The sequence below is a fragment of the Actinomycetospora sp. CA-084318 genome (assembly GCF_050955885.1).
GTDB lineage: Bacteria > Actinomycetota > Actinomycetes > Mycobacteriales > Pseudonocardiaceae > Actinomycetospora.
Map to the genome: position 1 here is coordinate 5168969 of NZ_CP192098.1, position 25411 is coordinate 5194379.

The 25411-nt window shown below is 75.1% G+C and carries 25 protein-coding genes; 11 read left to right on the top strand and 14 right to left on the bottom strand.

Annotated elements, in window-relative coordinates:
* Positions 1-13: 13 nt before the first annotated feature.
* The 3 genes from ACQPYX_RS25185 to ACQPYX_RS25195 all read right to left on the bottom strand — a co-directional run bounded on the left by ACQPYX_RS25185 (position 14) and on the right by ACQPYX_RS25195 (position 1737).
* The gene (locus tag ACQPYX_RS25185) at positions 14-763 is read right to left on the bottom strand and encodes an ABC transporter permease (protein WP_433803804.1); all 750 of its coding nucleotides are present in this window, start codon (positions 761-763) and stop codon (positions 14-16) included.
* A 132-nt stretch (positions 764-895) separates the two neighbouring features.
* Positions 896-1333, bottom strand: coding sequence for a type VII toxin-antitoxin system HepT family RNase toxin (gene hepT, locus ACQPYX_RS25190; protein WP_433800011.1), 438 nt, complete (start codon positions 1331-1333; stop codon positions 896-898).
* Entirely contained in the window at positions 1330-1737 is a 408-nt protein-coding gene (locus ACQPYX_RS25195; protein ID WP_433800012.1) for a nucleotidyltransferase family protein, read from the bottom strand. Before ACQPYX_RS25195 ends, hepT begins: the two co-directional genes overlap by 4 nt.
* Before the next feature lie 33 nt (positions 1738-1770).
* Here ACQPYX_RS25195 and ACQPYX_RS25200 point away from each other — a divergent pair, with 33 nt between their 5' ends.
* The 5 genes from ACQPYX_RS25200 to ACQPYX_RS25220 all read left to right on the top strand — a co-directional run bounded on the left by ACQPYX_RS25200 (position 1771) and on the right by ACQPYX_RS25220 (position 5911).
* Positions 1771-2199 (top strand): TIGR03618 family F420-dependent PPOX class oxidoreductase, encoded by a 429-nt coding sequence (locus tag ACQPYX_RS25200; protein ID WP_433800013.1) that lies wholly within the window; start codon positions 1771-1773, stop codon positions 2197-2199.
* A gap of 26 nt (positions 2200-2225) precedes the next feature.
* Entirely contained in the window at positions 2226-2480 is a 255-nt protein-coding gene (locus tag ACQPYX_RS25205; protein ID WP_433800014.1) for a DUF2630 family protein, read from the top strand.
* 18 nt (positions 2481-2498) lie between these two features.
* Positions 2499-3026 carry a hypothetical protein gene (locus ACQPYX_RS25210; RefSeq protein ID WP_433800015.1) on the top strand — a complete coding sequence of 176 codons (528 nt, stop codon included), beginning with the start codon at positions 2499-2501 and terminating at the stop codon, positions 3024-3026.
* 134 nt (positions 3027-3160) lie between these two features.
* Positions 3161-5008 carry a galactose oxidase-like domain-containing protein gene (locus ACQPYX_RS25215; RefSeq protein ID WP_433803805.1) on the top strand — a complete coding sequence of 616 codons (1848 nt, stop codon included), beginning with the start codon at positions 3161-3163 and terminating at the stop codon, positions 5006-5008.
* Between the two features lie 111 nt (positions 5009-5119).
* Positions 5120-5911, top strand: coding sequence for an NAD(P)H-binding protein (locus ACQPYX_RS25220; protein ID WP_433800016.1), 792 nt, complete (start codon positions 5120-5122; stop codon positions 5909-5911).
* A gap of 71 nt (positions 5912-5982) precedes the next feature.
* Here the strand turns inward: ACQPYX_RS25220 and ACQPYX_RS25225 are convergent, their stop codons facing one another.
* Together ACQPYX_RS25225 and ACQPYX_RS25230 are read right to left on the bottom strand one after the other, a co-directional pair.
* A complete protein-coding gene (locus ACQPYX_RS25225; protein ID WP_433800017.1) occupies positions 5983-7329 on the bottom strand; it encodes an FAD-binding oxidoreductase in 1347 nt (448 codons plus the stop codon).
* A 75-nt stretch (positions 7330-7404) separates the two neighbouring features.
* Entirely contained in the window at positions 7405-7818 is a 414-nt protein-coding gene (locus ACQPYX_RS25230; protein ID WP_433800018.1) for a RidA family protein, read from the bottom strand.
* A gap of 113 nt (positions 7819-7931) precedes the next feature.
* Between ACQPYX_RS25230 and ACQPYX_RS25235 the strand changes: the two genes are divergently transcribed.
* Positions 7932-9056, top strand: a complete 1125-nt coding sequence (locus ACQPYX_RS25235; RefSeq protein ID WP_433800019.1) for a response regulator transcription factor — start codon at positions 7932-7934, stop codon at positions 9054-9056.
* A gap of 62 nt (positions 9057-9118) precedes the next feature.
* Here the strand turns inward: ACQPYX_RS25235 and ACQPYX_RS25240 are convergent, their stop codons facing one another.
* Both ACQPYX_RS25240 and ACQPYX_RS25245 read right to left on the bottom strand, forming a co-directional pair.
* A complete protein-coding gene (locus ACQPYX_RS25240) occupies positions 9119-9796 on the bottom strand; it encodes a hypothetical protein (protein WP_433800020.1) in 678 nt (225 codons plus the stop codon).
* A 261-nt stretch (positions 9797-10057) separates the two neighbouring features.
* Positions 10058-11662 carry a CocE/NonD family hydrolase gene (locus ACQPYX_RS25245; RefSeq protein ID WP_433800021.1) on the bottom strand — a complete coding sequence of 535 codons (1605 nt, stop codon included), beginning with the start codon at positions 11660-11662 and terminating at the stop codon, positions 10058-10060.
* A 135-nt stretch (positions 11663-11797) separates the two neighbouring features.
* On the opposite strand from ACQPYX_RS25245, the gene ACQPYX_RS25250 reads away from it, so the two are divergent.
* Positions 11798-12607 (top strand): SCO6745 family protein, encoded by an 810-nt coding sequence (locus ACQPYX_RS25250; RefSeq protein WP_433800022.1) that lies wholly within the window; start codon positions 11798-11800, stop codon positions 12605-12607.
* 150 nt (positions 12608-12757) lie between these two features.
* On the opposite strand, the gene ACQPYX_RS25255 is transcribed toward ACQPYX_RS25250, so the two are convergent.
* Both ACQPYX_RS25255 and ACQPYX_RS25260 read right to left on the bottom strand, forming a co-directional pair.
* Positions 12758-13330, bottom strand: coding sequence for a DUF4232 domain-containing protein (locus tag ACQPYX_RS25255; protein ID WP_433800023.1), 573 nt, complete (start codon positions 13328-13330; stop codon positions 12758-12760).
* A 34-nt stretch (positions 13331-13364) separates the two neighbouring features.
* The gene (locus ACQPYX_RS25260; RefSeq protein ID WP_433800024.1) at positions 13365-14423 is read right to left on the bottom strand and encodes a zinc-binding dehydrogenase; all 1059 of its coding nucleotides are present in this window, start codon (positions 14421-14423) and stop codon (positions 13365-13367) included.
* A 67-nt stretch (positions 14424-14490) separates the two neighbouring features.
* Here ACQPYX_RS25260 and ACQPYX_RS25265 point away from each other — a divergent pair, with 67 nt between their 5' ends.
* Positions 14491-15249: a helix-turn-helix transcriptional regulator gene (locus ACQPYX_RS25265; RefSeq protein WP_433800025.1), complete on the top strand. Its 759-nt coding sequence runs from the start codon at positions 14491-14493 to the stop codon at positions 15247-15249.
* On the opposite strand, the gene ACQPYX_RS25270 is transcribed toward ACQPYX_RS25265, so the two are convergent.
* Positions 15235-15918, bottom strand: coding sequence for a DUF5134 domain-containing protein (locus ACQPYX_RS25270; RefSeq protein WP_433800026.1), 684 nt, complete (start codon positions 15916-15918; stop codon positions 15235-15237). The genes ACQPYX_RS25265 and ACQPYX_RS25270 overlap by 15 nt on opposite strands.
* A gap of 143 nt (positions 15919-16061) precedes the next feature.
* On the opposite strand from ACQPYX_RS25270, the gene ACQPYX_RS25275 reads away from it, so the two are divergent.
* Positions 16062-17963 (top strand): cytochrome c oxidase assembly protein, encoded by a 1902-nt coding sequence (locus ACQPYX_RS25275; protein WP_433800027.1) that lies wholly within the window; start codon positions 16062-16064, stop codon positions 17961-17963.
* 89 nt (positions 17964-18052) lie between these two features.
* Positions 18053-18793, top strand: coding sequence for a DsbA family protein (locus tag ACQPYX_RS25280; RefSeq protein ID WP_433800028.1), 741 nt, complete (start codon positions 18053-18055; stop codon positions 18791-18793).
* A gap of 1 nt (position 18794) precedes the next feature.
* Here the strand turns inward: ACQPYX_RS25280 and ACQPYX_RS25285 are convergent, their stop codons facing one another.
* Complete coding sequence (locus tag ACQPYX_RS25285) at positions 18795-21233, bottom strand: heavy metal translocating P-type ATPase (protein WP_433800029.1); 2439 nt, start codon at positions 21231-21233, stop codon at positions 18795-18797.
* A 127-nt stretch (positions 21234-21360) separates the two neighbouring features.
* Positions 21361-22083: a vitamin K epoxide reductase family protein gene (locus ACQPYX_RS25290; protein ID WP_433800030.1), complete on the bottom strand. Its 723-nt coding sequence runs from the start codon at positions 22081-22083 to the stop codon at positions 21361-21363.
* A gap of 124 nt (positions 22084-22207) precedes the next feature.
* On the opposite strand from ACQPYX_RS25290, the gene ACQPYX_RS25295 reads away from it, so the two are divergent.
* Positions 22208-22687, top strand: a complete 480-nt coding sequence (locus ACQPYX_RS25295) for a GNAT family N-acetyltransferase (protein WP_433800031.1) — start codon at positions 22208-22210, stop codon at positions 22685-22687.
* 305 nt (positions 22688-22992) lie between these two features.
* Here ACQPYX_RS25295 and ACQPYX_RS25300 read toward each other — a convergent pair whose 3' ends face one another.
* Together ACQPYX_RS25300 and ACQPYX_RS25305 are read right to left on the bottom strand one after the other, a co-directional pair.
* Positions 22993-24663 (bottom strand): MFS transporter, encoded by a 1671-nt coding sequence (locus tag ACQPYX_RS25300; protein WP_433800032.1) that lies wholly within the window; start codon positions 24661-24663, stop codon positions 22993-22995.
* 75 nt (positions 24664-24738) lie between these two features.
* Complete coding sequence (locus tag ACQPYX_RS25305; RefSeq protein ID WP_433800033.1) at positions 24739-25332, bottom strand: TetR/AcrR family transcriptional regulator; 594 nt, start codon at positions 25330-25332, stop codon at positions 24739-24741.
* Positions 25333-25411 lie beyond the last annotated feature (79 nt).

The window sequence follows — 25411 nt, forward strand, 5'->3', positions numbered from 1 at the left end:
CGGTCCGCCATGCTCACAGCGTCCGGGCCGCGACGACCCGCTCGACGAGGCCGGCGAGCCAGTCGACCACCAGCGCGAGTGCCGCGACCAGCGACCCGGCGACGACGAGCACGGCGAGCCGGTTGAGCAGCAGCGCCTGCTGGATGAGCGCGCCGAGGCCGCCCGCGCCGATGTACGAGGCGAGGGTCGCGGTGCCGACGTTGAGCACCAGCGCCACCCGCACCCCTGCCACGATCACCGGGACCGCGAGCGGGATCTCGATCCGGAGCAGGCACTGGCGCGCCGACATCCCCATGCCGCGCGCGGCCTCGACGAGGGTCTCGTCCACCTCCTGCAGGCCGACGATCGTGTTGCGCAGCACCGGCAGGAACGCCGCCAGCGTGAGCCCGAGGACGGCGCTGAGCAGCCCGAACCGCCAGAAGCCGAGCAGGATCAGCACCCCGAAGGCCGGGAGCGCCTGGGCGAAGCCGCCGATCACGGCCACCGCTCGTGCGGCGACGACGAACCGCGGACGGCTGAGCACGAGCCCCAGCGGCAGCGCGATCGCCAGGACCAGCACCGTCGAGTACGCGGTGAGGACGAGGTGCTGGGCGAGCTGGCCGAGGACGTTGGCGGGGTCGAGGGCGCGGCGTTCGAGCGAATCGAGTCGGCCCGTGTAGACGGTGCCGAACGCGACGAGCAGGCCCGCGACGACGAGCAGCGGCGTCACCCAGAGGTCCGGGCTGCCCGGCACCCGACGTCCACGCCCGGCCACGACGATCATCGTGGCGGTGGACGTCCTGCGCGGCAGCGCGACGCGATGGCGCACGACCGGTCGTCACGACGCGTGCCGCGGACGTGGGATCGATGCCACCGGCACCGACCCGACGGGAGGGGCTCCTCCGACGGCTCGACGTCAGCCCGACGTGGCGAACCAGCGCGCGACCTGGCGGGAGTACTCGGTGTAGTCCGTGACCGCCGACGGCAGGCTCGCGGCGACGATCTCGTGGTCGACCTCGAGGTACGCGTGGACGAGCACGTTCCGCATTCCCGCCGAGGGGCGCAGCCGGGCGGCGAGCGCGGCGTCGATCGCGCCGACCTCGGCGGCGAGGGCGAAGGACTCCGCGTAGGAGTCCGGCGACCGCCCGAGGACCGCCGCCGCCACGTGGGCGTTCACCGCGAACGCGAGTTCGACGAGGAGCGTCAGCGCCCGCTCGACCGCGAGCGCGGTCCGGATGTCCGCGTCGAGATCGGCCGCGGTGACCGGGTCGAACGAGACGAGGACCCCGGCGAAGCGCTCGATCTGTCGGAGCTTGGGGTGGACCGAGTGCCAGTCGAGCCGACGTGGGGTCATTCGGCCAGCAACTCCAGATCGCGACGGCGGCTGGTATCGGTGTCGATACGCTCCGCCAGAGCGGCCGTCGCCGCCGTGGCGAGCGCACCGCGCTCGCTCTCGTAGAGGCCGACCGAGCCGAGCAGGGCCCGCTCCCGGAGGACGGGGCCGGCGCGATCGAGACGGACGACGTCCACGTCGGTCCCGGCGACGTCGGTGAGGTCGGCGATGACGGCGAACAGGTCGGGCCGCACGCCGTGTTCGAAGACCACCCCGACGTCGAGGTCGCGAGGAGCGGGCTCGTGGCGGGCGGTGCTCCCGAAGACGGTCAGCAGACGGACCCCGTGACGCTCGCAGAGCGCGTCGATCAGGCCCGCCTCCGCTGCCTGCTCGAGCCGGGCGAGACCCTCGACCGGTCCAGCCACGCCCGCCATCGTGGCACAGGCAGGATGGCCCGCATGGACCTCGCGGAGTTCGGTGCCCTCGCCGCCGAGGAGCACGGGCTGGTGGTCGTCGCGACGGCGCGCGCGGACGGGTCGATCCAGTCGTCGGTGGTCAACGCCGGGGTGCTCGCCCACCCGGTGACCGGGCAGGACGTGCTCGCCTTCGTCACCTACGGCCGGGCGAAGCTCGGCAACCTCCGGCGTCGGCCGTGGACCGCGGTGACGGCGCGCTCGGGCTGGCGGTGGGGCACCGTCGAGGGGTCCGTGGAGATCGCCGGGCCCGACGACCCGCTGCCCGGGATCGACGACGTGCCGGCGCTGCTGCGCGCCGTCTTCACCGCGGCCGGGGGCACCCACGACGACTGGGACACCTTCGACGCGACCATGGCCCGGGACCGCCGGGCCGCCGTCCTCGTGACCCCGACGCGGACCTACTCGAACTGACCGCGGACCTCTGGGAGGCTGGACCGATGGCCGACGAACCCCGCACCGACGACGACCTCGCCCGCGCGATCGACGAGAACGCCGAGGCCGAGCACGCGCTGCGCAGTGCCGCCCACGGCGGGCTCGACGACGCCGACGCGGACCGCCTGCGCGACCTGCAGGTCGAGCGCGACCGCCTGTTCGACCTCAAGCGCCAGCGCCAGGCCCAGCGCGACGCCGGGCACGACCCCGGCGAGGCGCACGAGCGCGACGCCGGGACGGTCGAGGGCTACCGACAGTAGTCACCTAGAGTCGCCCTCATGCGGACAGGGGGGTACGGACCGGACATCCCGGTCCACCGTGTCCCCGTCGCGGCCGCCGTCGGCACCGCCCTCGCGCTCGCCGCCCACCTCATCGGCGGCGGCGCCCGCCCGACGGGGATCGTCCTCACCGTCGTCGTCGCGGTGTCCGCCGTGGTCAGCCTGCTCGCGCTGCGGACCGGGCGGGTCTCCCGCGGACCGTGGACGGCGCTCGCCGTGCTCCTGCTCGGCCAGGTGGCGCTCGAGGCCGTCCTCGCGGCGGCCGACCACCACGTCGTCACCGCCGTCGCCGCCCTCGGCGTGCACGGCGCGGCCGCGCTGGCCGCGGCGCTGCTCCTGCTCGGGGGCGCCCGACTGGCCGACGACCTGCGCGACACCGCCGACCGCGTGCTGCCCCGGCGCTGGTGGCGCCGCCCGACGGGGCCGCGCCGGGGCGCGGCGGCCGCCGCCACGCGTCGTCGGGAAGGCATGGGCGCGGGCCGGGTGGTCGGCGCGAGCGGGGCACGCGGGCCGCCGCTCGCGGTCTGAACCCGGACCCCGCACACCCCGCTCCCCGAGGAGGTGTCGTCCTGCGCACCTCGCGCCGGCTCCGACCTCTCGTCCTGACCGCCATCGCGCTCGCCGTCCTGCTCGGCGTCAACCTGCCGCCCGCGCTCGCCTACGTGCAGGACTGGCGGTACCAGCAGATGATCAACTCGATCGAGTACCAGCGCCAGTTCGGCAAGTGGGACGTCCTCGAGCTGCCCGTCGACCAGCGGGTCAACGCCATCCACTCCGCCCTGCTGCCCTCCGGCAAGATCATGCTGATCGCCGGGTCCGGCAACAAGGAGGACATGTTCGCGACGAGGGCGCTCAAGAGCCTCCTCTACGACCCCGCGACCGGCGCCTCGAAGGTCATCCCCGTCCCCGACGACATGTTCTGCGCCGGCCAGACGCTGCTCCCCGACGGCCGTCTCCTCGTCGCCGGCGGCACCGCGCGCTACGAGAAGCTCGACGGCGCCGTGACCTACGCCGGCGGCGCGATGCGGGTGAAGAACGAGAACCCGGACGTCGGGCGCGACATCCCGGCCGGCACCGAGTTCGTCTCCCCGGAGGGCAAGGCCTACCGGACGATCCGGCCGAACGTGGTCCCGCCGGCGACGAAGGTCGCCACTCGCACCGGCGCGACGGTCACCGCCGCCGAGGAGCGGGTGTTCGTCGAGGCCGTGCAGCCCGGCCCGCAGGGCATCACGCTCCAGCCCGGCCAGCAGTTCTCGATCACGGGCCTCGACCCCGCGGCCGCGAAGGACGTGTACGGGCTCGGCGAGGCGCTGACCCTGGACAAGCAGAACTACCAGGGCACCGAGGCCGCCTACACGTTCGACCCGGTCGCCGAGACCTGGTCGCGCGTCGACGACATGGACTTCGCGCGCTGGTACCCGACGCTGACCCCGCTGCCCAACGGCGACGTGCTGACGCTCTCCGGGCTGGACAACATCGGCAACGTCCTCAACGGCGAGACCGAGCACTTCGACCCGCGCACCAACCGCTTCGTCGAGGACAAGCAGCTCACCCAGTACTTCCCGACCTACCCCGCCGTCTTCACCACCGAGCAGCCGAACCGGCTCTTCTACAGCGGGACGAACTCGGGCTACGGACCGGCCGAGGCCGGACGACTGCCCGGCTTCTGGGACCTCGACACGAACGTCCTCACCCCGGTCCCGGGCCTGCGCGACCCGAACCTGCTCGAGACGGCGGGCTCGGCGTGGCTAGGACCGGTGCAGGACCAGCGGATGGTGGTCGTCGGGGGCGGTGGCATCGGGGAGAGCCCGCTGACCACGGCGCGCATCGACGAGATCGACCTCGACTCCCCCGAGCCGGCGTTCCGGCCCGGCCCGGTGCTGCCGGACCCGGTCCGCTATCCGAACCTCACGACGCTGCCCGACGACTCGATGCTGATCAGCCACGGCTCGCGCGACTACCGCGGCAAGGGGGACTCCGACGTCCTCGACGCCCACCTGCTGCGCCCCGAGGGCGGACCCGGCGGCACGCTCGTCGAGGCGGCCGACCCGGTCGTCGGGCGGAACTACCACGGCCAGGCGGTGCTGCTGCCCGACGGACGGGTCCTGACCGCGGGCTCGGACCCGCTCTTCGACGACGAGCGCAACACGATCCCGGGGACCTTCGAGCAGCGCCTCGAGATCTACACACCGCCCTACCTGTTCCAGGGCGGGAAGCGGCCGGAGATCACGGGAGCACCCGACGTCATGCGCCGGGGCACCACGGTGCCGGTGCAGACCCCCGACGCCCAGCGCATCCAGAAGGTGCGGCTCATGCGGCTGATGTCGTCGACGCACGTGACGGCGGTCGACCAGTTCTCGGTGGCGGTCGACGCCCGGGCGACGGGGCCCGACACGCTCGAACTCACGCTGCCGCGCGAGATCGAGACGATGCAGGTGGGCAACTACATGCTCGTGCTGGTCGACGACCGCGGGGTGCCGTCGGTGGGGTCGATGGTCCGGGTGCCGTAGGCCCCCTGTCGCCCACGTGGCAGGGAGACTTGAGAGAGCACTGCTCTTGCTTCCCGACGACGACCGTGCCATCTTCGTGAGAGCAGTGCTCTCTCAATGGAGGTGGACGGGATGACGACGGTGCTCGTGACCGGGGCCAACGGACGGATCGGCGCGGAGCTCGTGCCGGAGCTGGCGGCGCGCGGGGTGACGGTGCGCCCGATGGTGCGCCGGGCGACGGGGCGGCCCGGCGAGGTGGTGGCCGACCTGGACGACGCGGCCTCGCTCGCCGCGGCCCTCGTCGGGGTGGACGCGGTCTTCCTCAACACCCCGTCGTCCGAGCGGGCGGCGGAGCAGCAGATCCGGTGCGCCGACCTCGCCGTGGCCGCCGGGGTGCGGCGGCTCGTCGTGCTGTCGCAGCTCGGCGCAGGGGCGGACTCGCCGGTCCGGTTCCTGCGTTGGCACGCGGAGGTCGAGGCGCACGTGGCGACACTGCCGCTCGAGGTGACGGTGCTGCGGCCGAACCTGTTCCTGCAGGCCGTCGTCGAGTCGGCGTCCGCGGGCATCCTCGGCGCACCCGTCGGGGACGCCCGGGTCAGCGTGATCGACGCGCGCGACATCGCCGCCGTCGCCGCCGTGGTGCTCACCGAGGACGGGCACGCCGGCACGCACACGTTGACCGGGCCCGCCGCGGTGACCCACGCGGAGATCGCCGCGGCGCTGGGCGTCGGCTTCACCGTTCTCGACGACGCCACGTTCCGCGGGCTGCTCGACGGGGTGCTCCCGGCCTGGCAGGCCGACGGACTCGTCGAGGACTACGCCCATTACCGCCGCGGGGAGGCCGAGCAGGTGGACCCGGCGGTGCCCACGCTGCTCGGCCGGCCCGCGCGGGGACTGGACGGGCTCGCCGTCACTCCCTCGTGACAGCGAAGCGTCGTTGCTGCCACTGGCTGACAGCAACGACGCTTCGCTGCCACCCGGGGGGTGGGGTCACGTCACGCGCTGACGCGGGTCCCGACCTGACCGAACAAGACGTCGGGGTCGAGGCGCTGCGCCGTCGCGAGCAGCCGCGTCAGCGTCGCGTCGTCCCAGGCCCGGCCGACCACGCCGCCGTGCGCCGCCCCCACGAAGTTCGGCAGCACGCCCGCTGACCAGGGCTTGAGCGCGTCGACCACGCCCTGCACGACCACCGGCACCACGCCGACCAGCTCGGGCACCATCGGCCCGAGGGCGTAGAGCCCGAACGGCGCGTCCCGTCCCGCCACGGAGTCGAGCTCCGGACCGCGGGTGATCGCTCCACCGAACGCCCGCAGCTCGGCCATGATCAGCGGGGTCTCGACGCCGGGTCCCGCGACGGCGAGCAGGGCGTCGAGGGCCGCGTCGGGAAGGTCCCCGAGCAGCGTCGACGCGTCCCACACCGGCATCGGGTCGGTGGGGTCGGCGTGCACGGAGTCGATCGCCGCGAACGGCATCTCCGCGACCAGGTCGGCGATCGGCGCGATCCCCAGCGCCCGCATCGGCGCGAGCAGCGCCTCGCCCTCCTCGGCCGGACCCGTCGTCGTGAAGCGCAGGTGCACGACGAACCGGCCCTGCAGCGGCGGGGGCAGCGCGGGGTCCGGCGGGAGGCGGAGCAGCGCGATCGAGCTGGAGGCGTGCTCGGGCAGCGTCGTGACCCAGTCGCGCCAGGCGGGCAGGACCTGCGGGGCGGCCTCGCCGGGGAGGAAGAGGCCACCGCCGTACAGGCGGGTGACCGGGTGCAGGGCCACCTCGAGCTCGACGACGACGCCGAGGCCGGCCTTGCCGCCGCGGAGGGCGGCGAGCAGGTCCGGGTCGTCGTCGGTGTCGACGAGCTCCCCGGTGCCGGTGACGACGAGCGCCCGGCGGAGGTGGTCGGATCCGACGCCGTACTCCCGCGACAGCGGCCCGTGGCCGCCGCCGAGCAGGAACCCCGCGACCCCGACGCCGGAGGACGAGCCGCAGATCGGCGCGAGACCGAGCGGGTCGGCGGCGGCGATCACCTGCGCCCAGGTGGCGCCCCCGCCGACGACGGCGACCGCGCGGTCGGCGTCGACGCGGACCTCGTCGAGGTGGCGGGTGGAGATCAGCAGGGAGCCGGCGAGGTCGGAGGCGATGCCGTGGCCGGTGGCCTGGATCGTCACCGGCAGCCCGTCGGTGCGGGCCCGACGGACCGCGGCGACCACGTCGTCGGGACTGCGGGCCTCCACCACCAGGTCGGGCCGTGGCTGGTGGGCGGTGTTGAACGTGGCGACGGCGGCGTCGTAGCCGGGGTCACCGGAACGGATCGCGCGGGAGGCGGTCGAGGGGGCGGATGCGGCGGTCATGACGGTTCTCCTTCGAGGGGGTGGTGCTGCGGCGGACCACGGAAGCTCCGGGCCGGGGCTCCCGGACGAGCGCGTTCAGCGGCCCGCGGTGGCGTCGATCTCGACGCACATGCCGGGCACGGCGAGGCGGGAGACCTCGACGAGCGTCGCGGGCGGGGTGGCGCCGAGGGCGGCGAGCCGCTCGGTGAGGGCGCCGTAGGACGCGAGGGCCGCGTCCATGTCGGTCACGTACACGACGAGGCGGGTGACGTCGCGCAGGTCCATGCCGCCGCCGGCGAGCAGCGACTCGACGTTGGCCAGGGCGAGGGCCATCTGCGCCGCCATGTCGTCGGCGTGCAGCAGGGCGCCGTCCTCGGCGATCGAGCCCTGTCCGGCGACGGTGAGTAACCATCGTGGTGCGGGCCGGAGCTGGGCCTGATCGTAGTGGAACCCGAGGTTCCAGGTGGTCGGGTTGAGGCGGATCGTGCTGTCGAGCTCGGTGTCGGTCATGGCGAGAACTCTGGCGACCCGCCGTCCTCGGGCCCATCCCAGCGACCTGGGCACTCCCGACCCCAGAAATCTGGGATACCCCGAATGCCCCAACGCAAGCTACCGTGCGTGACATGGTCGCCCTGAGCCCCGAGCGGGTCCGCAGACAGATCGACGCGCTCGCGGTCGCCGGCCTCGACTGGGAGACCTTCGGGCGGACCGCGGTCGAGACGCTGCACCGCGCGATGCCGTTCGCGGCGAGCTGCTTCGCCTCGGTCGACCCGGCCACCCACATCGTCACCGCGAACGTGAAGAGCGGCGGCCTCGACGACGACCACGACGTCGAGTGGTCGTTCCACGAGTACGAGGTCGAGGACCTCTACGACTTCCGCTCCCTGTCCTGCGGCGGCGGGGGTGTCGTGACGCTGCAGTCCTCGACCGGCGGCGACCCGGGGCGGTCGCGGCGCTGGGCCGAGCTGTTCTCGCCGGTGTGGGACTTCTCCGACGAGCTCCGGGTGACGCTGAGCGTCGACGGGGTGACCTGGGGCGGGCTCGCCCTGTTCCACGAGGGCCGCGCCTTCACCGCCGCCGAGCAGGCGTTCGTCGCGTCGATCTCCGAGGGCCTCGCCCGGGGAGTGCGCAGCGGGCTCGTCGCCGCGGCCGTCGCCGACGACGGTCGCCCGGCGGCGTCCGGTCCGGCCGTGCTGGTGGTCGACGGGCGCGGTGAGGTCGCCTCGGCGAACCTGGGCGCGGCCGAGCGGCTCGCCGACCTCGGGTGCGTCGACCTCGGCGACCAGCTCCCCCAGGTCGTCACCGGTCTCGTGGCCGCCGCGCGGCGGATGAGCGCCACGCCCGGCGCCGCGAACCCACGGGCCCGGCTGCGGACGGGGGCCGGGCGCTGGGTCGTCGCGCACGCGTCCCCGCTGGTGAGCCGGGACGGCGGCGCCCCGGACGTCGTGGTCACCATCGACGACGCGCGGCCGCCCGAGATCATCCCGCTGGTCGTCGCCTCCTACGGGCTGACCGACCGCGAACGCGACGTGGTCGCCCGCGTGCTGCAGGGCGTGGACACCGCCGACATCGCGCGCGCCCTGCACCTGTCGGCGTACACCGTGCAGGACCACCTGAAGAAGGTGTTCGGCAAGATCGGCGTCCGGAGCCGCCGCGAGCTGATCGCCCAGGTGTTCACCGACCACTACCTGCCGCAGATGGCGAACGGCGTGGGCCTGGCCCCGTCGGGGTGGTTCGCCGCGTCCTGAGGCCGAGGCGTCGGTGGCCGATCCGTGTCACTGGACGCGTCGGAGGGGCCACCGACGCATCCTCAGCGGCGGGGCATGACCTCGGTGCGCGGCTCGCGGTAGTCCTGCCGGGCCTGCGCCGCCCGGTCGGCCTGACGTCCGCGACCGAGCGCGTACGCCCCGCCGCCGATCAGCACGATCACGCCCGCCCCGCCGAGAGCCCAGGGCAGCACGTCCGACCCCGCGGTGTCGGTCACGTCGGTGCTGGTGCTGTCGCTCCCCGACGACGAGCCGTGCCCCGAGGAGTGCGTCCCCGCGGCGGTCCCGCTGCCGTGGTGCGCCGGGGCGGGCGCGGCGCCGGTGACGGTGATCCGGCTGGACACCGTGCCCGCCGACGAGGACGCGGTGACGGTGTAGGTGCCGGCCTTCGCGCTCGAGGCGATGGTGGCCGAGCCGGAGAACGCCTCCGGGTTCGTCCTCGACATCGTCGCCGGCCCGGCGAAGGCGGACGAGGTGACGGTGATCGGGCCGGTCGCGGTGGAGGCGGCGGGCTCGGCGAAGGTGCCGGAGAACGTGATCTGCGCGCCGGGCTTCACCGACGACGCCGACAGGGTGAGCACCCCCGGCTCGGCGACCGCGGCTTGGACGCTGGAGGACTGGGCGGTGACCGGGGTGACGGTGTCGGCCAGGGCGACGCCGGTGCCGGCGAGGGTGAGCGAGCCGGCGATCAGGGTGGCGGCGGCGATCCGGGTGAGGCGCATGACGTGCTCCCGAGGGTGAGGGACGCGGTGCGGGGAGGAGTCCTGGTGGGCGCTCTCCGTGCTGACACCGGGAACTCTGCCGCCGCGGGGACCTCCGTCCCGTCCCCCGAGGAGCCGGTCCTGCGGACGACACCGCTGTCCCCCGACGAGGGGACACCGCACGCCGCTAGGCAATTGATCACGCCGAGCGCGACGCTCACGCGCACCCGGCCTACCTCGGTTCGAGCCACCCTCGCAGAGCGGAGGATGCGACCGCAGGCATCACGCCACGAGCGTCGCCGCGTGCACCGTGTGCGTGGCGACGACCGCCTCGTCGAGCGTCCCGTGCTCCGGCGCCGTCGCGGTGTGCAGGTTCCGGCTCCGTCGCGGGAACGACGAGCCCGCGATCTGCACGCGCAGCCGGTGGCCGGCCCGGAAGACGTGCGCAGTGTCGTGCAGTTCCACGGTGACCGCCACCCGCTCGTCGGGCGTCGCGAGGCGTCCGAGGACGTGGCGGAGCCGCACCGCTCCTTCGGCGACCGGCACCGCGTAGCCGTCCGGCTCCACGTCGACGAGCGTCACGCAGACGTCCGCGTCCACGGCCGTCGTCGAGAACTCCAGCTCCAGCCGCGGCCGCCCCACCAGGGTCACCGGCTCCGCCAGCGGACCGCTGACCAGCACGAGCACGTCGTCCCGGCCGTCCAGCACCCGCTGGTCCTGGATGCCGTCCGGGCCGAGCGGCGGCGCGGACATCGCACCGCCCGTCGTCGGGACGGGGTTCCGGGGGTCGGCACGGAAGGAGCGAGCCGCGTCGAGGAGCGGAAGACGCGTTCCCGACGCCGGGGGTGGCCAGGTGGCCGTACTCGTCCAGCGGTTCTCGCCGCCGAGGTAGTAGTGCACCGGGTCGTCGGTGAGGAACCGGTGCCGACCCTCGCCGCCGCGCAGGTGGCGGTCGAACCAGGCCGCGATCAGAGGTCCCCACGCGCCCACCCCGCCCGCGGTGTCGGGCAGGACGCGCGCCCCGGTGTGGCCGGTGTAGACGCCGCCGTGCGCCCAGGGTCCGGCGACGAGACGATGCGGTTCGCCCAGCTCTGCCAGCTCCGAGGCCAGCCGGAACATCGGCGGCGAGAGGAAGTCCCGGTAGGCCGCGACCTGCAGCAGCGGGACCTCGACCAGGGACGGGTCCTGGTGGACGTTCGGATGCCGGCGCCACCAGGGGTCGCCGGGGCCGTGGGCGAGCCGGTCGTGCCAGGCGGGGGCGATCACCGGGTCGTCCAGGACGGGGATCGCCGTGAGCGGCAGCGTCGACACCGTGCCCGTCGGGTCGGCCGCGGCGCGCTGGACGTCCGCGAGGCGGTCGGGCCGGTCGAGGCGCCGCAGCGTGTCGACGGTCTGTCCCAGGGAGTAGAGCGCCAGGAAGCCGAGCTCGAGCGTCCCGCCCGGCCACGAGGTGGCCTCCATGTCGGCCCCGCCGATCATGGCCAGCGCCGCCCGCAGGTGCGGCGGGCGCGCCGCGACGGCGTTCAGCGCGGCGATCGCGTGGTACGAGGAGCCGTAGATGCCGACGTCGCCCGTGCTCCACGGCTGCGCGGCGGCCCACTCGACGGCGTCGAATCCGTCGTCGACCTCCTGCACGGCGAAGTCCGTGTCGCCGCCGGAGGCGAATCGCCCCCGCACGTCCTGCACCACCACCGCGAAGCCCTGTCGGGCCAGCCACAGCGGGTCCGCGACGATCGCGCTCACGAGGGTGGGGTCGGTCCGGTCGTACGGCGTGCGGTGCAGCAGCGTCGGCCACGCGCCCTCCGCCGCAGGCCGGTAGACGTCGGCGACGAGCACCACGCCGTCGCGGGTGGTCATCTCGACGCCGCTGTCGATCACGGGGGACACGGCGCGACCGTAGTCCGACCGGGCCGCGCGGCGTCGTCGTCCTGGCTATGGGTCCGCGCGGGGTGTCGAACGGGACGGGAGCCGTTCGACGTCGAGGTGACGGGACACGCCGTCGCGCATGGTGAGGAGCCACCGATGACCGACCGATCCGCCGCCGTCCACCGCCTGTCCGAGCTGGTCGAGCGCATCGGCACCCTCGCCTTCTCCGACGGACCGACCCGGGCCTTCCTCGACCGCGGGATGCGGAACTACTGGGACGGCTACTTCGCCGGCCGCGCGGCGCCGCTCGGGCTCACCCCGCCCGAGGTGGTGCACGCGGTCTTCTACAACTTCGCGGAGGGCGAGGTGGCCCGGCACGTGCCGTGGGTGTGGGACCACATCACGCCGCAGGAGGCGATCGCCGTCCGCGAGCGGGCCTGCGCGGCCACCCTGCGGGAGCGGCTCGGGGACCTCGCCGACGCGCCCGGGACGAGCCGGACCGCCGACCTCGCCACGCGGGCGGCGCTCAGCGCCCCGAGCGAGGGCCGCCCCCTCTTCGCCGGCCTCCGGGCTCTGGCCGTGCCCGCCGACCCCGTCGCCCGGGTCTGGCACGCCGCGACGCTGCTGCGGGAGCACCGCGGGGACGGCCACAACGGCGTCCTCGTCGCCCACGGGATCGGCGGCACCGAGGCGCACGTCCTCACCGCCCTGGCCTCCGGGGTGCGGGCGGAGGAGTTCAGCCGGCTGCAGCACCTGCCCCCGACTCGGCTGGAGGCCACCGTCGAGGGGTTGCGGGCCCGTGGTCTCGTCGACGTCGACGGCGGGTTCCCGGCCGCCGGCCGCGACCTGCGCGCGCGCATCGAGCACCTCACCGAGGTCGCGGCGGCGACGGCCTACGAGGTCCTCGACGACGCGGAACTCGACGAGCTCGTCACCGGTCTCACCCCGATCGCGGAGCGGGCCTGAGCGAACCGGTGCCGCCGGCACCGGTTCCCCGAAGCGGTCCGGGGACGCCCGGGTCCCGGACCATCGCCGCACAACCGGTGCCGCCGGCACCGGTTCCCGCAGGCGGTCCGGGGAGCGAGGTCACCTTGCGCACCCGCCGTGCACGGACGGTCAGGCGCTCGCCCCGGCCTCCACCGGGCCGATGTACGTGCCCGGCCGGGTCGCCCCGTCCTGGCGCAGTACCCCGCCGCCCGGCCAGTCGAGCACCGCCGAGTGCGTCTCGTCCGGCGGGGTGATCACCAGCTTCGTCGGCGTCCAGTCGCCCGGCAGCCACGTGATCACGGTGTGCGCCTTCTCCCCCGGCGCCAGCCGCACGGTCTGCGGCGCGACCGACGAGCGCGGGAGCGAGTACGGCGACGGCGGCGGGCCGTCCAGGTCGACCCCGCCGAAGCCGAACATCGTGCAGACGGAGCCGGAGACGTTCGTCCAGGTCACGGTGGTGTGGCGCTGACCGGCCTCCCCCGTCGTCAGGGTGACCTGCGGGCGGACGTCGGTGAGGGCGCACTTCCCCTTCGCTGGAGCGACGCTGCTCGTCGGGGTCGACGTCGGAGGGGCGACGGTCACGGTGGACGGCGGGGCCGTCACCGTCACGGTGGTGGGCGGGGCCGCCGCCGGGGTGCCGGTGGAGCACCCCGCGAGCACGGCCGTCGTCAGGGCTACTGGTATGAACCACTGGACGCGCATGCGCCCACTCTGGCCCGTTGCTCCGTTCGGCGCATCACGACGCGCGGCCGGGTGTCAGGACGACGAAGCCGGAGCCGCCGGTCCGCGCCGCCAGGTCCAGCGCCGCGGCCGGGTCGTCGAGGCCGACGGTGCTCACCGGCAGCGATCCCAGGTCGAGCACCCCCGCCTGCCGCCACACCCGCAGCAGGGTCTCGCGGCGGAACATCCACGAGCCGAGCAGCCGCAACCGTCGCCGCATCAGCAGGCCGTACGGGATCGTCAGGTCCTGGCGGACCCCGCCGACCAGCACCATCGCCCCACCCGGGCGCACCGTGTCCAACCCCGCCAGCGTGGGGTCCGCGCTCGGTACCGGGCCGAGCGCGTCGAGCACGACGTCGACCTCGCCGATCGCCGCCGTCGTCGCCGCCCGGTCCGCCAACGGGACCGCCTGCACCCGGGCGTCCCGGATCGCCAGCCGCTCCAGCAGGTCGACGTTCCGGCCGACCGCCACGACCCGGGAGGCGCCGCGCGCGAGCGCCAGGTGCACCCCCGCCGCCCCGAGCTGACCGGTCGCCCCGAGCACCGCCACCTCGTGCCCCGCCTGCAGGTCCGCCCGGTCGAGCGCCTCCGCCGCGATCGCGAACCAGCCCAGCAGCGCCTCGTGCGGCGCCCCCGTCGCGCCCGGCAACCGCACCAGGGCCCGGGCCGGCGCGAGCACCCGCTCCGCGAAGGTCCCGTCACGCCACCGGTCCTGCATCGCCGCGATCGTGGGGGTGCGCTCCCCCCGGCCGCCGATCCCGGTCCAGCCGGTGAGGAACTCCTCCGGCGCCACGACGTCGTCCGACCCCAGCAGGCCGACGTGCGCGACGACGTCGCCGACCGCGAGGCCGAGCACGTCCTCCCCGACCGCCGACACCCGGCCGATCCCGCCGACGCCGAGCACGAGCGGCGTCGGCACCCCGCCGCGCGGCCCGGCCTGGGTGACGACGTCGGTGTAGGCCGGGACGTGGACGGCGAGCACTTCGAGCAGCACCCCGTCCGGCCGCGGCGTCGGGTCCGGCACCTCGGCCAGGCGGAGGGCGGCCCCGGGTTCGTCGAGCATCCATGCACGCATGACGACGACCCTGCGCTCCGACTAGCCTGGTATCCATCCGCCGCTGATCCTGGTACCGGAGGTACCCGTGACCGTGGAACTGGGCGCCTTCCTGCGGCACCGCCGGGAACGGCGCTCCCCCGACGAGGTCGGGCTCCCCTCCGGTGGGCGCCGCCGCACGCCGGGGCTGCGCCGCGAGGAGGTCGCCCTGGTCTCCGGGGTGAGCACGAGCTGGTACACGTTCCTCGAGCAGGGCCGACCGGTGCGTCCGTCGGCCCAGGTGCTGGGCGCGATCTCCGGCACGCTCGGCCTCACCGACGACGAGCGCGACCACCTGTTCCGCCTCGCGGGGCTCGTCCCCGACGGCCCGCCGGCCGGACCGGAGCGGGTCGACCCGGCCCTCGCCGACCTCGTCGACGCGCTCGACCCGCGCCCGGCCTACGTCACCGCCGCGAGCTTCGACGTGCTCGCCGCCAACCCCGCGGCGCGGGCGCTGTTCCGCGGGATCACGCCCAACGTCGCGCTGTGGGTGTTCACCGACCCCACGGCGGACGAGGTGCTCGTCGACCGCGAGGAGGTCGCCCTCGGCGTCCTCGCCCGCCTGCGGTCGGCGCGGACCCGCCATCCCGACGACGGGCGGATCGCCGAGGTCGTGACCCGGCTGCAGGAGCGCTCCGCCGAGGCCGCGCGCTGGTGGGACCGGCAGGACGTGCGCGACGACCGCTCGGGCACCAAGCGCGTCCGGCGCCCCGACGGCGACGTCGTGACGCTGACCCACACCGCCCTGCACCCCGCCGAGCGCCCCGACCTGACGCTCGTGGTGTACGGCCCGTCAGACGCCGAGTAGCAGCATTGCGGCCATCGCCACGCCCATCCCGGCCTGCCCGACGAGCTGCACCCGGCCGTGCGCGAGGACCCGGACCGGCCGCGCGGCGACGGCGACGGGGCCGGCGGCAGGCTCGGCGGGCCCGACCATCCCGTCCGGCACCGGGCACGGCGCGCGGCGGGTGACCACGACCGCCGTCGCGATCGCGTGCCCGACGAGGTAGAGCGCGAGCAGCCCCGCCGCCACCTGCAGCGTCGTGGTCCCGGACGCGGGCGCCGTCGGCATGTCCATGCCCGGCATGGCGTGGTCGTGCCCACCGCCCGGGCGCATCGCCACGTACATCACGACCATCGCCGCGTTCACGAGCAGCAGGTGCACCGGGTGGCCGGTGCAGCGGTCGCGCCCGATGACCGAGCCCAGCGGCTCGTCGAGCAGGCGGCTGGTGAGCAGCACCCCGAGCCAGCCCGCCGCCGCCACGCCGAACACGAGGACGCCGACCCCGGGCACGACGAGGTCCGCGGTCAGCGGCGCCGCCATGAGGATCATCGCCACGCCCATGACGACGTGGTTCGCCTCCGCCGCGGCGAGCCGGCGGCCGCGCCGGGCGCCGTGGGCGCCGAGCGAGAGCCCGCACAGCGCCGTCGTCAGGACGAAGAGCGTCGCGATCGCGACGCCCGCCCAACTTTCCACCACGGCGGTCCTCCCAGCGGGTCGTGTCCCTGTGACCGTACGAGGCGCTCAGGTCCTCTCAGCTTCGCGGAGGCCCTCCGCGCTGTGAACCCCCGCCGCCCTGGTGGACACTGGTACGACAGGGTGTCGTACGAGGAGGTCGCGTGGCACGTCGGTTCGTGACGGCAGGTGCGGGGCTCGTCCTCGCCGTCGTCGCGGTGGTGCTCGTCGTGCAGGGGGTCGGGGCGACGCCGTTCCGCGCGCTCGGGGTGTCGACGCCGGGCGAGAGCCTCCGGATCGCCACGCCGCTGGTGCGGATGGTCGTCGCCCTCGCCGCCGGGTTCACCCTGGGCGGGCTCGTCGCGGCCGTGGCGGTGCTCCCGGGCCGCGACGGCGGCGCCAAGCTGTCCGCGCACGCCTACCTCGCCGTCCGGCGGGTCGGTCTGACCGCCGCGCTGTGGGCGGTCGCGGCGTCCGCGCTCGTGCCGCTGACGGTCATCGTCGGGACCGGGGGCGACCCGCGCGTCCTCTCGCTGCCGGACGCCTTCCTCGCCTCCCTCGGCGCCCTCGAGGAGCCCGCGGGCTTCCTGGTCAGCGCGGTCGCCGCGGGCGTCGTCGCCGTGATGTGCCGGGTGACGTTCTCGTGGCGCTCGGCGGTGGGCGCCCTCGCCCCCGCGGCGCTCGCGGTGGTCGCCCCGGTGGCCACCGGGGTGGTCGCGAGCGTCGGCGCGGGCCACGACATCGCGACCGACGCCGCCGTCCTCGCCGCCCTCGCCCTCGCGGTGTGGCTCGGGGTGGCCGCGACGGCCTCCGGGCACCTGACGCAGGGCCGCCCGTCCGCCGACGTCGTGCGCCGGCGCGCGCGGCGCGCGGGCCTGGTCTGCGGTCCGGTCGCGCTCGCCGGGCTCGCGATCGTCGCGGCCTACCTCGTCCGCGACGGCTGGACCACGCTGTACGGCTGGCTGGCGCTGGCCCAGCTCGTGCTGGTGGCCGTCGCGTTCCTCGTCCACCTGCGCGGCGCCCTCTTCCCGACGACGTGCCTGGTCGCCGCGGGCACGGCCGTCACGGGCCTGCTCGCCGCCGGGCTGCCGCCCGGTCTGCTCCGGCCGGCCAGCGCGCAGGAGACGCTCATCGGGTTCGAGCTGCCGGGCCCGCCGACCGTGCTGACGCTGATCGCGCCGGGCCGGTTCAGCGTGCTGCTGGACGTCCTGGCGCTCGCGCTCGGCGGCCTCTACGTGGCCGGCGTGCTGCGGCTGCGGCGCCGGGGCGACGCGTGGCCGCCCGGGCGCACGGCGGCCTGGCTGGGCGGCTGCGCCCTGCTCGTGTGGACCACGACGAGCGGGTTCGGCGAGTACGCGATGGCGCAGTTCAGCGTGCACATGGGCAGCCACATGCTGCTCTCGATGCTGGTGCCGATCCTGCTGGTGCTCGGCGGGCCGGTGACGCTGGCGCTGCGGGCGCTCCCCGCCGGGGAGGAGCCGCCGGGGCCCCGCGACTGGCTGCTGTCGCTGATCGGGTCACCCGTGTCGCGGTTCCTGACCCACCCGGTCGTCTCGCTCGTGGTGTTCGTCGGCTCCTTCTACGCGCTCTACTTCTCGCCGATCTACGAGGCCGCGCTGCCCTACCACTGGGCCCACCAGCTGATGTACCTGCACTTCATGGCGACCGGCTACCTGTTCTTCTGGCCGATCATCGGGGTCGACCGGTCGCCGCGGCCGCTCCCGCACGTGGCCCGGCTGGCGTTGCTGCTCGCCTCGATGCCGTTCCACGCGTTTTTCGGCGTCGCCCTGCTCGGCTCGGACACCGTGATCGGGCAGCGGTTCTTCGGCGACCTCGCGCTGCCGTGGGTGCCGGACCTGCTGCGCGACCAGTCCCTCGGCGGCGGCATCGCGTGGGCGGCCGGGGAGATCCCGCTCGTCGTCGTGATCATCGCACTGCTGGTCCAGTGGTCGCGGCACGACCGGATCGAGGGCGAGCGCCACGACCGCCGCGCCGACCGGGACGGCGACGCCGAGCTCACCGCCTACAACGCGATGCTCGCCGACCTCGCCCGGGGTCGGCGCTGAGCCGCCGCTGACCGCAGCGGTCCGACCGCGCGTCGGAACGGCCGTCGGGAACCCTCCGGCCGCGGCGCCGCGCGGTCGTTATCGAGCGTATGAGCGAGCGCGCGGGGGTGGAGGAGCGGCGGCGGAGGTCGCGCATGCCGATGGTCGTCGGCATCGTCGTCGTGGCGGTGCTGGCCGTGGTGATCGGCGGCGTGGTGTTCTCGCAGCGCACCGGCGGGACCGTGGACCCGGCGACCCCGGCCGGGTCGATCCCGATCTCGCGGGCGGGGACGCCGTTCCCGACGGTCGTGGACGACGGCGTGATCGTCGCCGGCCGGTCGGCGCCGCACACCCTCGACGTGTACGAGGACGCGCTCTGCCCGGCGTGCCAGTCGTTCGAGGCCCGAGGCGGCGCGCGGATCGCGAAGGTGGTGGCCGAGGGCAAGCTGCGGGTCCGCTACCACCTGGTGAACATGCTCGACCAGCGCTCGCAGCCCGCGGGGTACTCCACGCTCGGCGGCAACGCGCTCCTGTGCGGCGCGGAGAACGGGATCTTCCCCGACCTGCACGTCAGCCTCTACACCGCGCAGCCGGAGGAGGGCGGCACGGCGTACACCGCCGACCAGCTCGTCGACCTGGGCACCCGCCTCGGCGCCGGCCCGGGCTACGCCGACTGCGTGCGCAGCGGGAAGCACGCCGCGGAGGTCGCCGCGAACTTCTCCAGGGCCGCGAAGGACCCCGACCTGCGCCACCAGCAGACCGGCGCCTTCGGGACGCCCGCGCTCGTCATGGACGGGACGATGCTGCAGCCCGGCGACGACCGCCTCGACACGGTGGCTCCGCCGCTGTAGGTCAGCGGGCCGGCCGGAACCGCCGCAGCCGCAGGCTGTTCCCGACGACGAAGATGCTGGACAGGCCCATCGCGGCGCCGGCGATCATCGGGTTGAGCAGGCCGAACGCCGCGAGCGGCAGGGCCGCGACGTTGTAGACGAAGGCCCAGAAGAGGTTCCCGCGGATCGTCGAGAGCGTCCGGCGGGCCAGGCGCAGGGCGTCGGTGACCGAGCGCAGGTCGTCCCCGACCAGCGTGAGGTCCCCGGCGTCCACGGCGAGTGCGGAGCCGGTGCCCATGGCCAGGCCGAGGTCGGCGCGGGCCAGGGCGGCGGCGTCGTTGACGCCGTCGCCGACCATCGCGACGACCCGCCCCTCGCCGCGCAGCCGGTCGATCACGTCCGCCTTGTCGGTCGGCAGCACGCCCGCGACCACGTCCTCCGGAGCGATCCCGAGCTCGCGCGCCACGGCGTGCGCGGCCTGGGCGTTGTCGCCGGTGAGCAGCATCGGGCGGAGCTTCATCGCCCGCATCCGGGCCACCGCGTCGGCCGAGGTCCCCCGCACGGTGTCGCCGACGACGAGGACGGCGCGCGGGGTCGGTGCTCCGTCGGGCGTGTCCGCCCAGGCGAGCACCACTGCGGTCGCCCCGGTGGCCTCGGCCTCGGTGAACGCGGCGTCGAGGTCGGCGGGGAGGTCCCCGACGAGGCGGCGCCGCCCGATCACGGCGGGGGTGCCGTCGACGGTGCCGCGGACACCGAGGCCGTCGAGGACCTCGATCGATGTGGCGTTCCTGCCACTGGATGACAGCAACGACGCTTCGCTGCCACCAGAGGGGGAGGGGTGGTGCGCGTGCGCCGCCTCGACCAACGCCCGCGCGACGGGGTGGTCGACCTCGGACTCGAGCGCCGCGACGCGGCGCCAGACCTCCGCGTCGGCCACTCCCGTCGTCGGGACGGCGGAGCGGAGCGACATGCGGCCGGTGGTGACGGTGCCGGTCTTGTCGAGGACGACGGTGTCGATCCGCCGCGTGGTCTCGAGGACCTGCGGGCCGCGCAGGAGGATGCCGAGCTGGCGGCCGCGGCCGGAGGCGACGGCGAGGGCGGTCGGGGTGGCCAGGCCGAGCGCGCACGGGCAGGCGACGACGAGGACGGCCATCGCGGCGGCGACCGCGAACGCTGGGTCGGCGTCGGCGAACCACCAGAACCCGAGCGTGTACAGCGCCAGGACCATGACGACGGGCACGAAGCGCCCGGCGATCGAGTCGGCGAGGCGCTGCACGGAGGCCTTGCCGAGCTGGGCGTCCTGCACGCGGCGGGTCAGTCGGGCCCACTGGGTGTCCTCGCCGACGCCGGTGGCGCGGACCGCGAGGCGGCCGGTGACGACGACGGTGCCCGCGAGCACCCGGGTGCCGGGTCCGGCGTCGACGGGGACGGACTCGCCGGTCATCGCGGCGACGTCGAGGGTGGCGGTGCCGTGCTCGACGACGCCGTCGACCGGCACGGTCTCGCCGGGCAGCACGGCCACGTGGTCGCCGGTCGCGACGGTGCCGACCGGCACCCGCAGCGCCCGCTCCCCCACCAGCAGGCGGGCGTCGGGCGTGGCGTGCTCGTCGGCGCCGGCGCCCCCGTCGGCGAGCGCCTTGCGGCGGCCGCGCAACTCGATCCAGCGCCCGATGAGCACGGCGGTGACGATCGCGACCGCGGTCTCCAGGTAGATCGTGCGCGTGCCGCCGAACGGGTCGGGGCCCGGGATGATCGAGATGCGGTGGCGGACGCCGCCGAGTCCGGCGTCGCCGAGGAACAGCGTCCAGACCGACCAGCCGAACGCCGCGAGCACCCCGACCGACACGAGCGTGTCCATCGTCAGCGACCCGTGCCGGAGGTGCTTCGCGGCCGCGCGGTGGAAGCGCCAGCCGCCCCAGAACACGACCGGTGCGGCCAGGACCAGCGAGAACCACTGCCAGTACCGGAACTGCCAGGCGTAGTTCATGGCGACCGCGATGACCGGCACCGACAGCGCCAGACACACGAGCGCGCGCTGCTTGAGGTCGGCGAGCTCGGGGTCGTGGTGCTCCGCGCCGTCCGCCGCCGGCTCACCCTTCTCCACGTGAGGGGACCCCTCAGCCGCTTCCAGCGCTCGGATCCTCCCCTCGCGTTCGGACGCCGGGGCGGTGCTCCGCTCGCGAGGGGAGGATCCGGCCGCCCCCGCATCGCGAGGGTTCCCCTCACGCTGAAAGGCGGTGGGGCTGACGACGGACGCGCCGAAGCCGAGCTTCTCGACGGTGCTGATCAGCACCGCGACGTCGCCCGGGTGCGTCACCCGTGCCCGCCCGGTGGCCAGGTTGACCTGGGCCTCGACGCCGGGGAGCCGGCCCAGCCGGCGCTCGATCCGGGCCACGCAGGCGCCACAGGTCATGCCGGTGACGGCGAGCTCGGTGGTGACGGGGGCGTCCGTGACGGTCACGCGGGAAAGCTAGACAGAGCCCTCGTCGGGAAGGCCGGAGCCTGAGCCCCCGCCGAGCGGAGCGCGATCACCGGGGGCGGCCCGACGACGAGCGGTCGGCGGCCTGCTCCGGTCGGAGCAGCGACTCTCAGGCGAGCCCCACCATGGCGCCGAAGTAGGCGGGGAAGCTCGCGACGACGGCCACGACGATCACCAGGTACCACGCCGCGAGGCCCCACCCGTGCCGGCGGACGAGCGTCGGCCCGCTCGGGTCGCCGCCGAGGTTGCCCTCGCGCAGGTTGTGCATCGTCGTGAACCAGAAGATCGCGAGCACGGCGACCCACGCGACCATGCAGTACGGGCACAGCGCGTGGATGACGATCAGCGACTGCGCGATCAGCCAGTGCACGAAGGCGACGCCGGCGAGCGCGCCGACCTGGAAGGCCTGCCAGTACCAGCGCGGCAGCTCGACCTTCGCGAGCACGAGCACGCCGGTGACGACCACCAGCGGGAACGTCACGAGCCCGATCACCGGGTTGGGGAAGCCGAGCAGGGACGCCTGCCAGGTCTTCATGATCGTCCCGCAGGAGAGGACGGGGTCGATCGAGCAGCTCGGCACGTAGTCGGGGTTCGCGAGCAGGTCGAGCTTCTCGATCAGCAGCACGATCGAGACGGCCAGCCCGACGACGCCGCCGACGGTCAGGACCCAGCCGGTGCCGCGGACCGGACCGGCGCCGTCGTCGTCGACCTCGACGTCGGGTTCGGGCCCCGACGGGGCGCTCGCCATCGGCGCCGTCGGGGCCGCGGGGCCCGTCGTCGGCACCGGGTCCGCCGTCGCGGTGGTCCCGCGGTGCCTGCCGTGCTCGGCCATGCTCGTCTCCTCCGCCGTCGCGCGTCGTCGACGGTCCGGTCGTCCGGCGTCCCGTGCCGGTTCCCATCCTCATCCTGACGTGTCCGTCGACCGTGAACACGCCCGGCTCCCGCAGGATGGATCCGTGATCGCGATCCGGCGCGCCGTCGCCGCCGACGCGGCGGCCGCCCGCGACGTCCGGCTGCGGGCCCTCACCGACGCCCCCGGCGCCTTCGCCAGCACGCTCGCCCGCGAGGAGGCCGTTCCCGACGACGCGTGGGTCGAGCGGGTCACGACGGCCGCCTGGTTCCTCGCCTGGTCCGCGGTGGGCGTGGTCGGCGTGGCCGTCGGGGTCGACGACCCGGACGAGGCGGGCGCCCGGCACCTCGTCGGGATGTGGGTGGAGCCGGCGCACCGCGGGGACGGCACCGCGGCGCGCCTGGTCGAGGCGGTGCTGGGGTGGGCGCGGGAGGACGGTGCGGGGGCCGTCGCGCTGTGGGTGGTCGACGGGAACGAGCGTGCCCGGCGGTTCTACGCCCGACTCGGGTTCCGTCCGACCGGTGAGCGCGGGCCGCTGCCGAGCGACCCGTCGGTGCTGGAGTCGCGGTTGCGTCGCGCACTCTGACCGAGGCGGCGACCTGCGTCGGAGAACCGGTGCCGCCGGCACCGGTTCTGCGGCACGTCGCGGGAGCTCAGGTCACCCGACGTGATCGGTGGGTACGCCGCGTCACCTGCCTCCACGAGCTTCTCCGGAGAACCGATGCCGCCGGCACCGGTTCTCCGCCGCGTCCCGGGAGCTCAGGTCACCCGACGTGACCGACCGGCACCCTCCGCTCATGCCGGGCGCAGGACGAATCCGCGAGAGGTACACCAGGCAGCTCCCGAGGCCTCGGACTCTGCCTCATGTACCCCTCGCGGCCGGGCGACGCGTCAGGCGACGGGAGCGACGACGGTCCGCCGGACGAGCGCGACCTCGACGTCCTGACCGACGGCGACCCGCGCCGCCGACGGCCGGTGGTCCGGACCGGCCACGAGCACGATCACGTGCTCGCCGGGTGCCGTCCCGAGCGGCGCCGAGAAGCGGCCCTCGTCGTCGGTCTCGACGCGGGCGAGCTGGGCGCCGGACGCATCCATGACGGTCGCGACCGCCCCGACCACCGGCACCTCGCCCTCCCGCACGCTCCCGCGCACGGCCGGACCACGCCCGTCGTCGGGAGCGGGAGCGGGCGCAGGCGCAGGCCACCGCGTCACCGCCGCGAGGACCAGTCCCAGCACCACCGCCACCCCGGCGGCGGCGGCCAGCAGCCACCATCCGGCGCGCACCGAGCCGAACTCCGACGGCAGGCCCGTCGTGCGCACACCGATCACCGACACCAGCAGCGCCACGCCCAGCACCGACCCGACCTGCCGCGCCGTGTTGATCAGCGACGAGCCCGAGCCCCACTGGGCCGCGGGCAGCGCCGAGCCCACGACCGACGACAGCGTCGGCAGGATCAGCCCGACCCCGAGCCCGGTGAGCAGCTGGCCGGGCAGCATCCCGGCGGCGTAGTCGGGCGTCAGACCGAGGTGGGTCAGCCACCACAGCGGGCCGGCCGCGAACGCCACCGCCCCGAGCGCCGCCGTGAAGCCGATCCCGATCCGCGCCGACAGGTGCCCGGCCAGCCGCGAGACCACCACGACGACGGCGGGCCCCGGGCTCAGCGCGATCCCCGCGAGCGGGGCCGACCAGCCCCAGGTCCCGGTCAGGTACAGCACGTTGACCACCAGCATCCCGGCGAACGCGGTGGTGAACGCGACCATCGTCAGCGCCGCGAAGCCGACGGCCGGCACCCGGACCACCGCGAGGTCGAGCGCCGGCACCGCGTGCCGCCGCGACCGCAGCACGACCGCGACGACCCCCACCACGGCGACGACGAACCCCACGACGACGGACGTCGAGGACCAGCCGACCTCCGGCGCGCGCACCAGGGCGTAGGCCAGGGCACCGACCCCGACGATGAGCGCGAGCGCCCCGAGCAGGTCCGGCGTCCCGGTCCGCGCGACGTCGGACTCGCGCAGCACCCGCGCCCCCGCCACGAGGGCGACGAGGCCCACCGGCACGTTGACCAGGAACACCCAGTGCCACGACGCCTCGACGAGCAGCCCGCCCAGCGGCGGACCGAGCGCCGCCGCGACAGCCCCGATCGAGGCCCAGGCGCCCACCGCGTGGCTGCGGCGCTCCGCCGGGTACGCGGCGAGCAGCAACGACAGCGACGTCGGCATCACCAGCGCCGCCCCCACCGCCTGCACCGCCCGCGCGGCCACGAGCAGCCACACCGTCGGGGCCACCGCGCACGCCGCCGACGCCGCCGTGAACACGGCGAGCCCGATCAGGAAGACCCGCTTGTGCCCGGAACGGTCGGCCAACCGCCCGGCCAGGGCCAGGAACGCCGCGAACACCACGGTGTAGCCGTTGAGGATCCACGACATCTGCCCGAGGTCGGTGCCGGGGAAGTCGGCCCGGATGTCGGGGAACGCGATGTTGACGATGAACAGGTCCAGGCTCGACAGGAACGCCGCGGCCGAGGCGATGAGCAGGACGAGGCCGGGTCTCGGGGGCATCGCGGGTCCTCTCGGGACGTGCGGTCCCGGACCGATCGGTCCGGACGGGCGTGCGGCAGGGGGGACGGACATGGTTCAGCGGGCGACGAGCTGGCGGGCGAGCGCGACCGCGGCGTCGGCACCGCGGCGCCGCTCGTCGCGGTCGCGGTAGGTGGCCTGCACGAACAGGGCGTCGACCAGCAGCCACAGCTGCTCGGCCAGGCCCGCCGGGTCGTCGACGTCGAGCTCGCCGACCAGCGCCTCGATCGTCGCGCGACTCTCCGCGAGCTGTGCCCGCGCGACGGCCGCGGGCGCGACCTCCCGGTCGGCGCCGTCGGGGTCGTCGGGGAACTCGGCGAGGTAGTTGCGGAAGGCGCACCCGCGGAAGTCCGACCGGTCGACGAGCCGACCCACCTCGGCGACCATCGCGACGAGCCGGTCCCGCGGGTCGTCGCCGGCCTCGGCGAGGGCCCGTCGCGCCGACTCCGCCCGCCAGGCGCGGATGCGGTCGAGGTACGCGGCGACGAGGTCGTCCTTCGTCGGGAAGTGCGCGTACAGCAGGTTCTTCCCGGTCCCGGCCTCGCTGATGATCCGGTTCATCCCGACCCCGCGGACCCCGTGGGCGTAGAAGAGCCGCGAGGCGGTGCCCAGGATCCGTTCCCGGGTGCCCGGTGCGGGCTGACGAGGCATGGGCCCACCGTAGCGGACCGATCGGTCCGCGTCATCCCCGTCCTCGCGACGGTTCCGATCACGGCGTGATCGTGGTCAC

Excerpts from the sequence above, each read along its gene's own strand:
- ACQPYX_RS25185 (WP_433803804.1), bottom strand. The coding sequence starts at position 763 with ATGATCGTCGTGGCCGGGCGTGGACGTCGGGTGCCGGGCAGCCCGGAC.
- hepT (WP_433800011.1), bottom strand. The coding sequence starts at position 1,333 with ATGACCCCACGTCGGCTCGACTGGCACTCGGTCCACCCCAAGCTCCGA.
- ACQPYX_RS25200 (WP_433800013.1), top strand. The coding sequence starts at position 1,771 with ATGGACCTCGCGGAGTTCGGTGCCCTCGCCGCCGAGGAGCACGGGCTG.
- ACQPYX_RS25205 (WP_433800014.1), top strand. The coding sequence starts at position 2,226 with ATGGCCGACGAACCCCGCACCGACGACGACCTCGCCCGCGCGATCGAC.
- ACQPYX_RS25210 (WP_433800015.1), top strand. The coding sequence starts at position 2,499 with ATGCGGACAGGGGGGTACGGACCGGACATCCCGGTCCACCGTGTCCCC.
- ACQPYX_RS25220 (WP_433800016.1), top strand. The coding sequence starts at position 5,120 with ATGACGACGGTGCTCGTGACCGGGGCCAACGGACGGATCGGCGCGGAG.
- ACQPYX_RS25225 (WP_433800017.1), bottom strand. The coding sequence starts at position 7,329 with ATGACCGCCGCATCCGCCCCCTCGACCGCCTCCCGCGCGATCCGTTCC.
- ACQPYX_RS25230 (WP_433800018.1), bottom strand. The coding sequence starts at position 7,818 with ATGACCGACACCGAGCTCGACAGCACGATCCGCCTCAACCCGACCACC.
- ACQPYX_RS25235 (WP_433800019.1), top strand. The coding sequence starts at position 7,932 with ATGGTCGCCCTGAGCCCCGAGCGGGTCCGCAGACAGATCGACGCGCTC.
- ACQPYX_RS25240 (WP_433800020.1), bottom strand. The coding sequence starts at position 9,796 with ATGCGCCTCACCCGGATCGCCGCCGCCACCCTGATCGCCGGCTCGCTC.
- ACQPYX_RS25250 (WP_433800022.1), top strand. The coding sequence starts at position 11,798 with ATGACCGACCGATCCGCCGCCGTCCACCGCCTGTCCGAGCTGGTCGAG.
- ACQPYX_RS25255 (WP_433800023.1), bottom strand. The coding sequence starts at position 13,330 with ATGCGCGTCCAGTGGTTCATACCAGTAGCCCTGACGACGGCCGTGCTC.
- ACQPYX_RS25260 (WP_433800024.1), bottom strand. The coding sequence starts at position 14,423 with ATGCGTGCATGGATGCTCGACGAACCCGGGGCCGCCCTCCGCCTGGCC.
- ACQPYX_RS25280 (WP_433800028.1), top strand. The coding sequence starts at position 18,053 with ATGAGCGAGCGCGCGGGGGTGGAGGAGCGGCGGCGGAGGTCGCGCATG.
- ACQPYX_RS25290 (WP_433800030.1), bottom strand. The coding sequence starts at position 22,083 with ATGGCCGAGCACGGCAGGCACCGCGGGACCACCGCGACGGCGGACCCG.
- ACQPYX_RS25300 (WP_433800032.1), bottom strand. The coding sequence starts at position 24,663 with ATGCCCCCGAGACCCGGCCTCGTCCTGCTCATCGCCTCGGCCGCGGCG.
- ACQPYX_RS25305 (WP_433800033.1), bottom strand. The coding sequence starts at position 25,332 with ATGCCTCGTCAGCCCGCACCGGGCACCCGGGAACGGATCCTGGGCACC.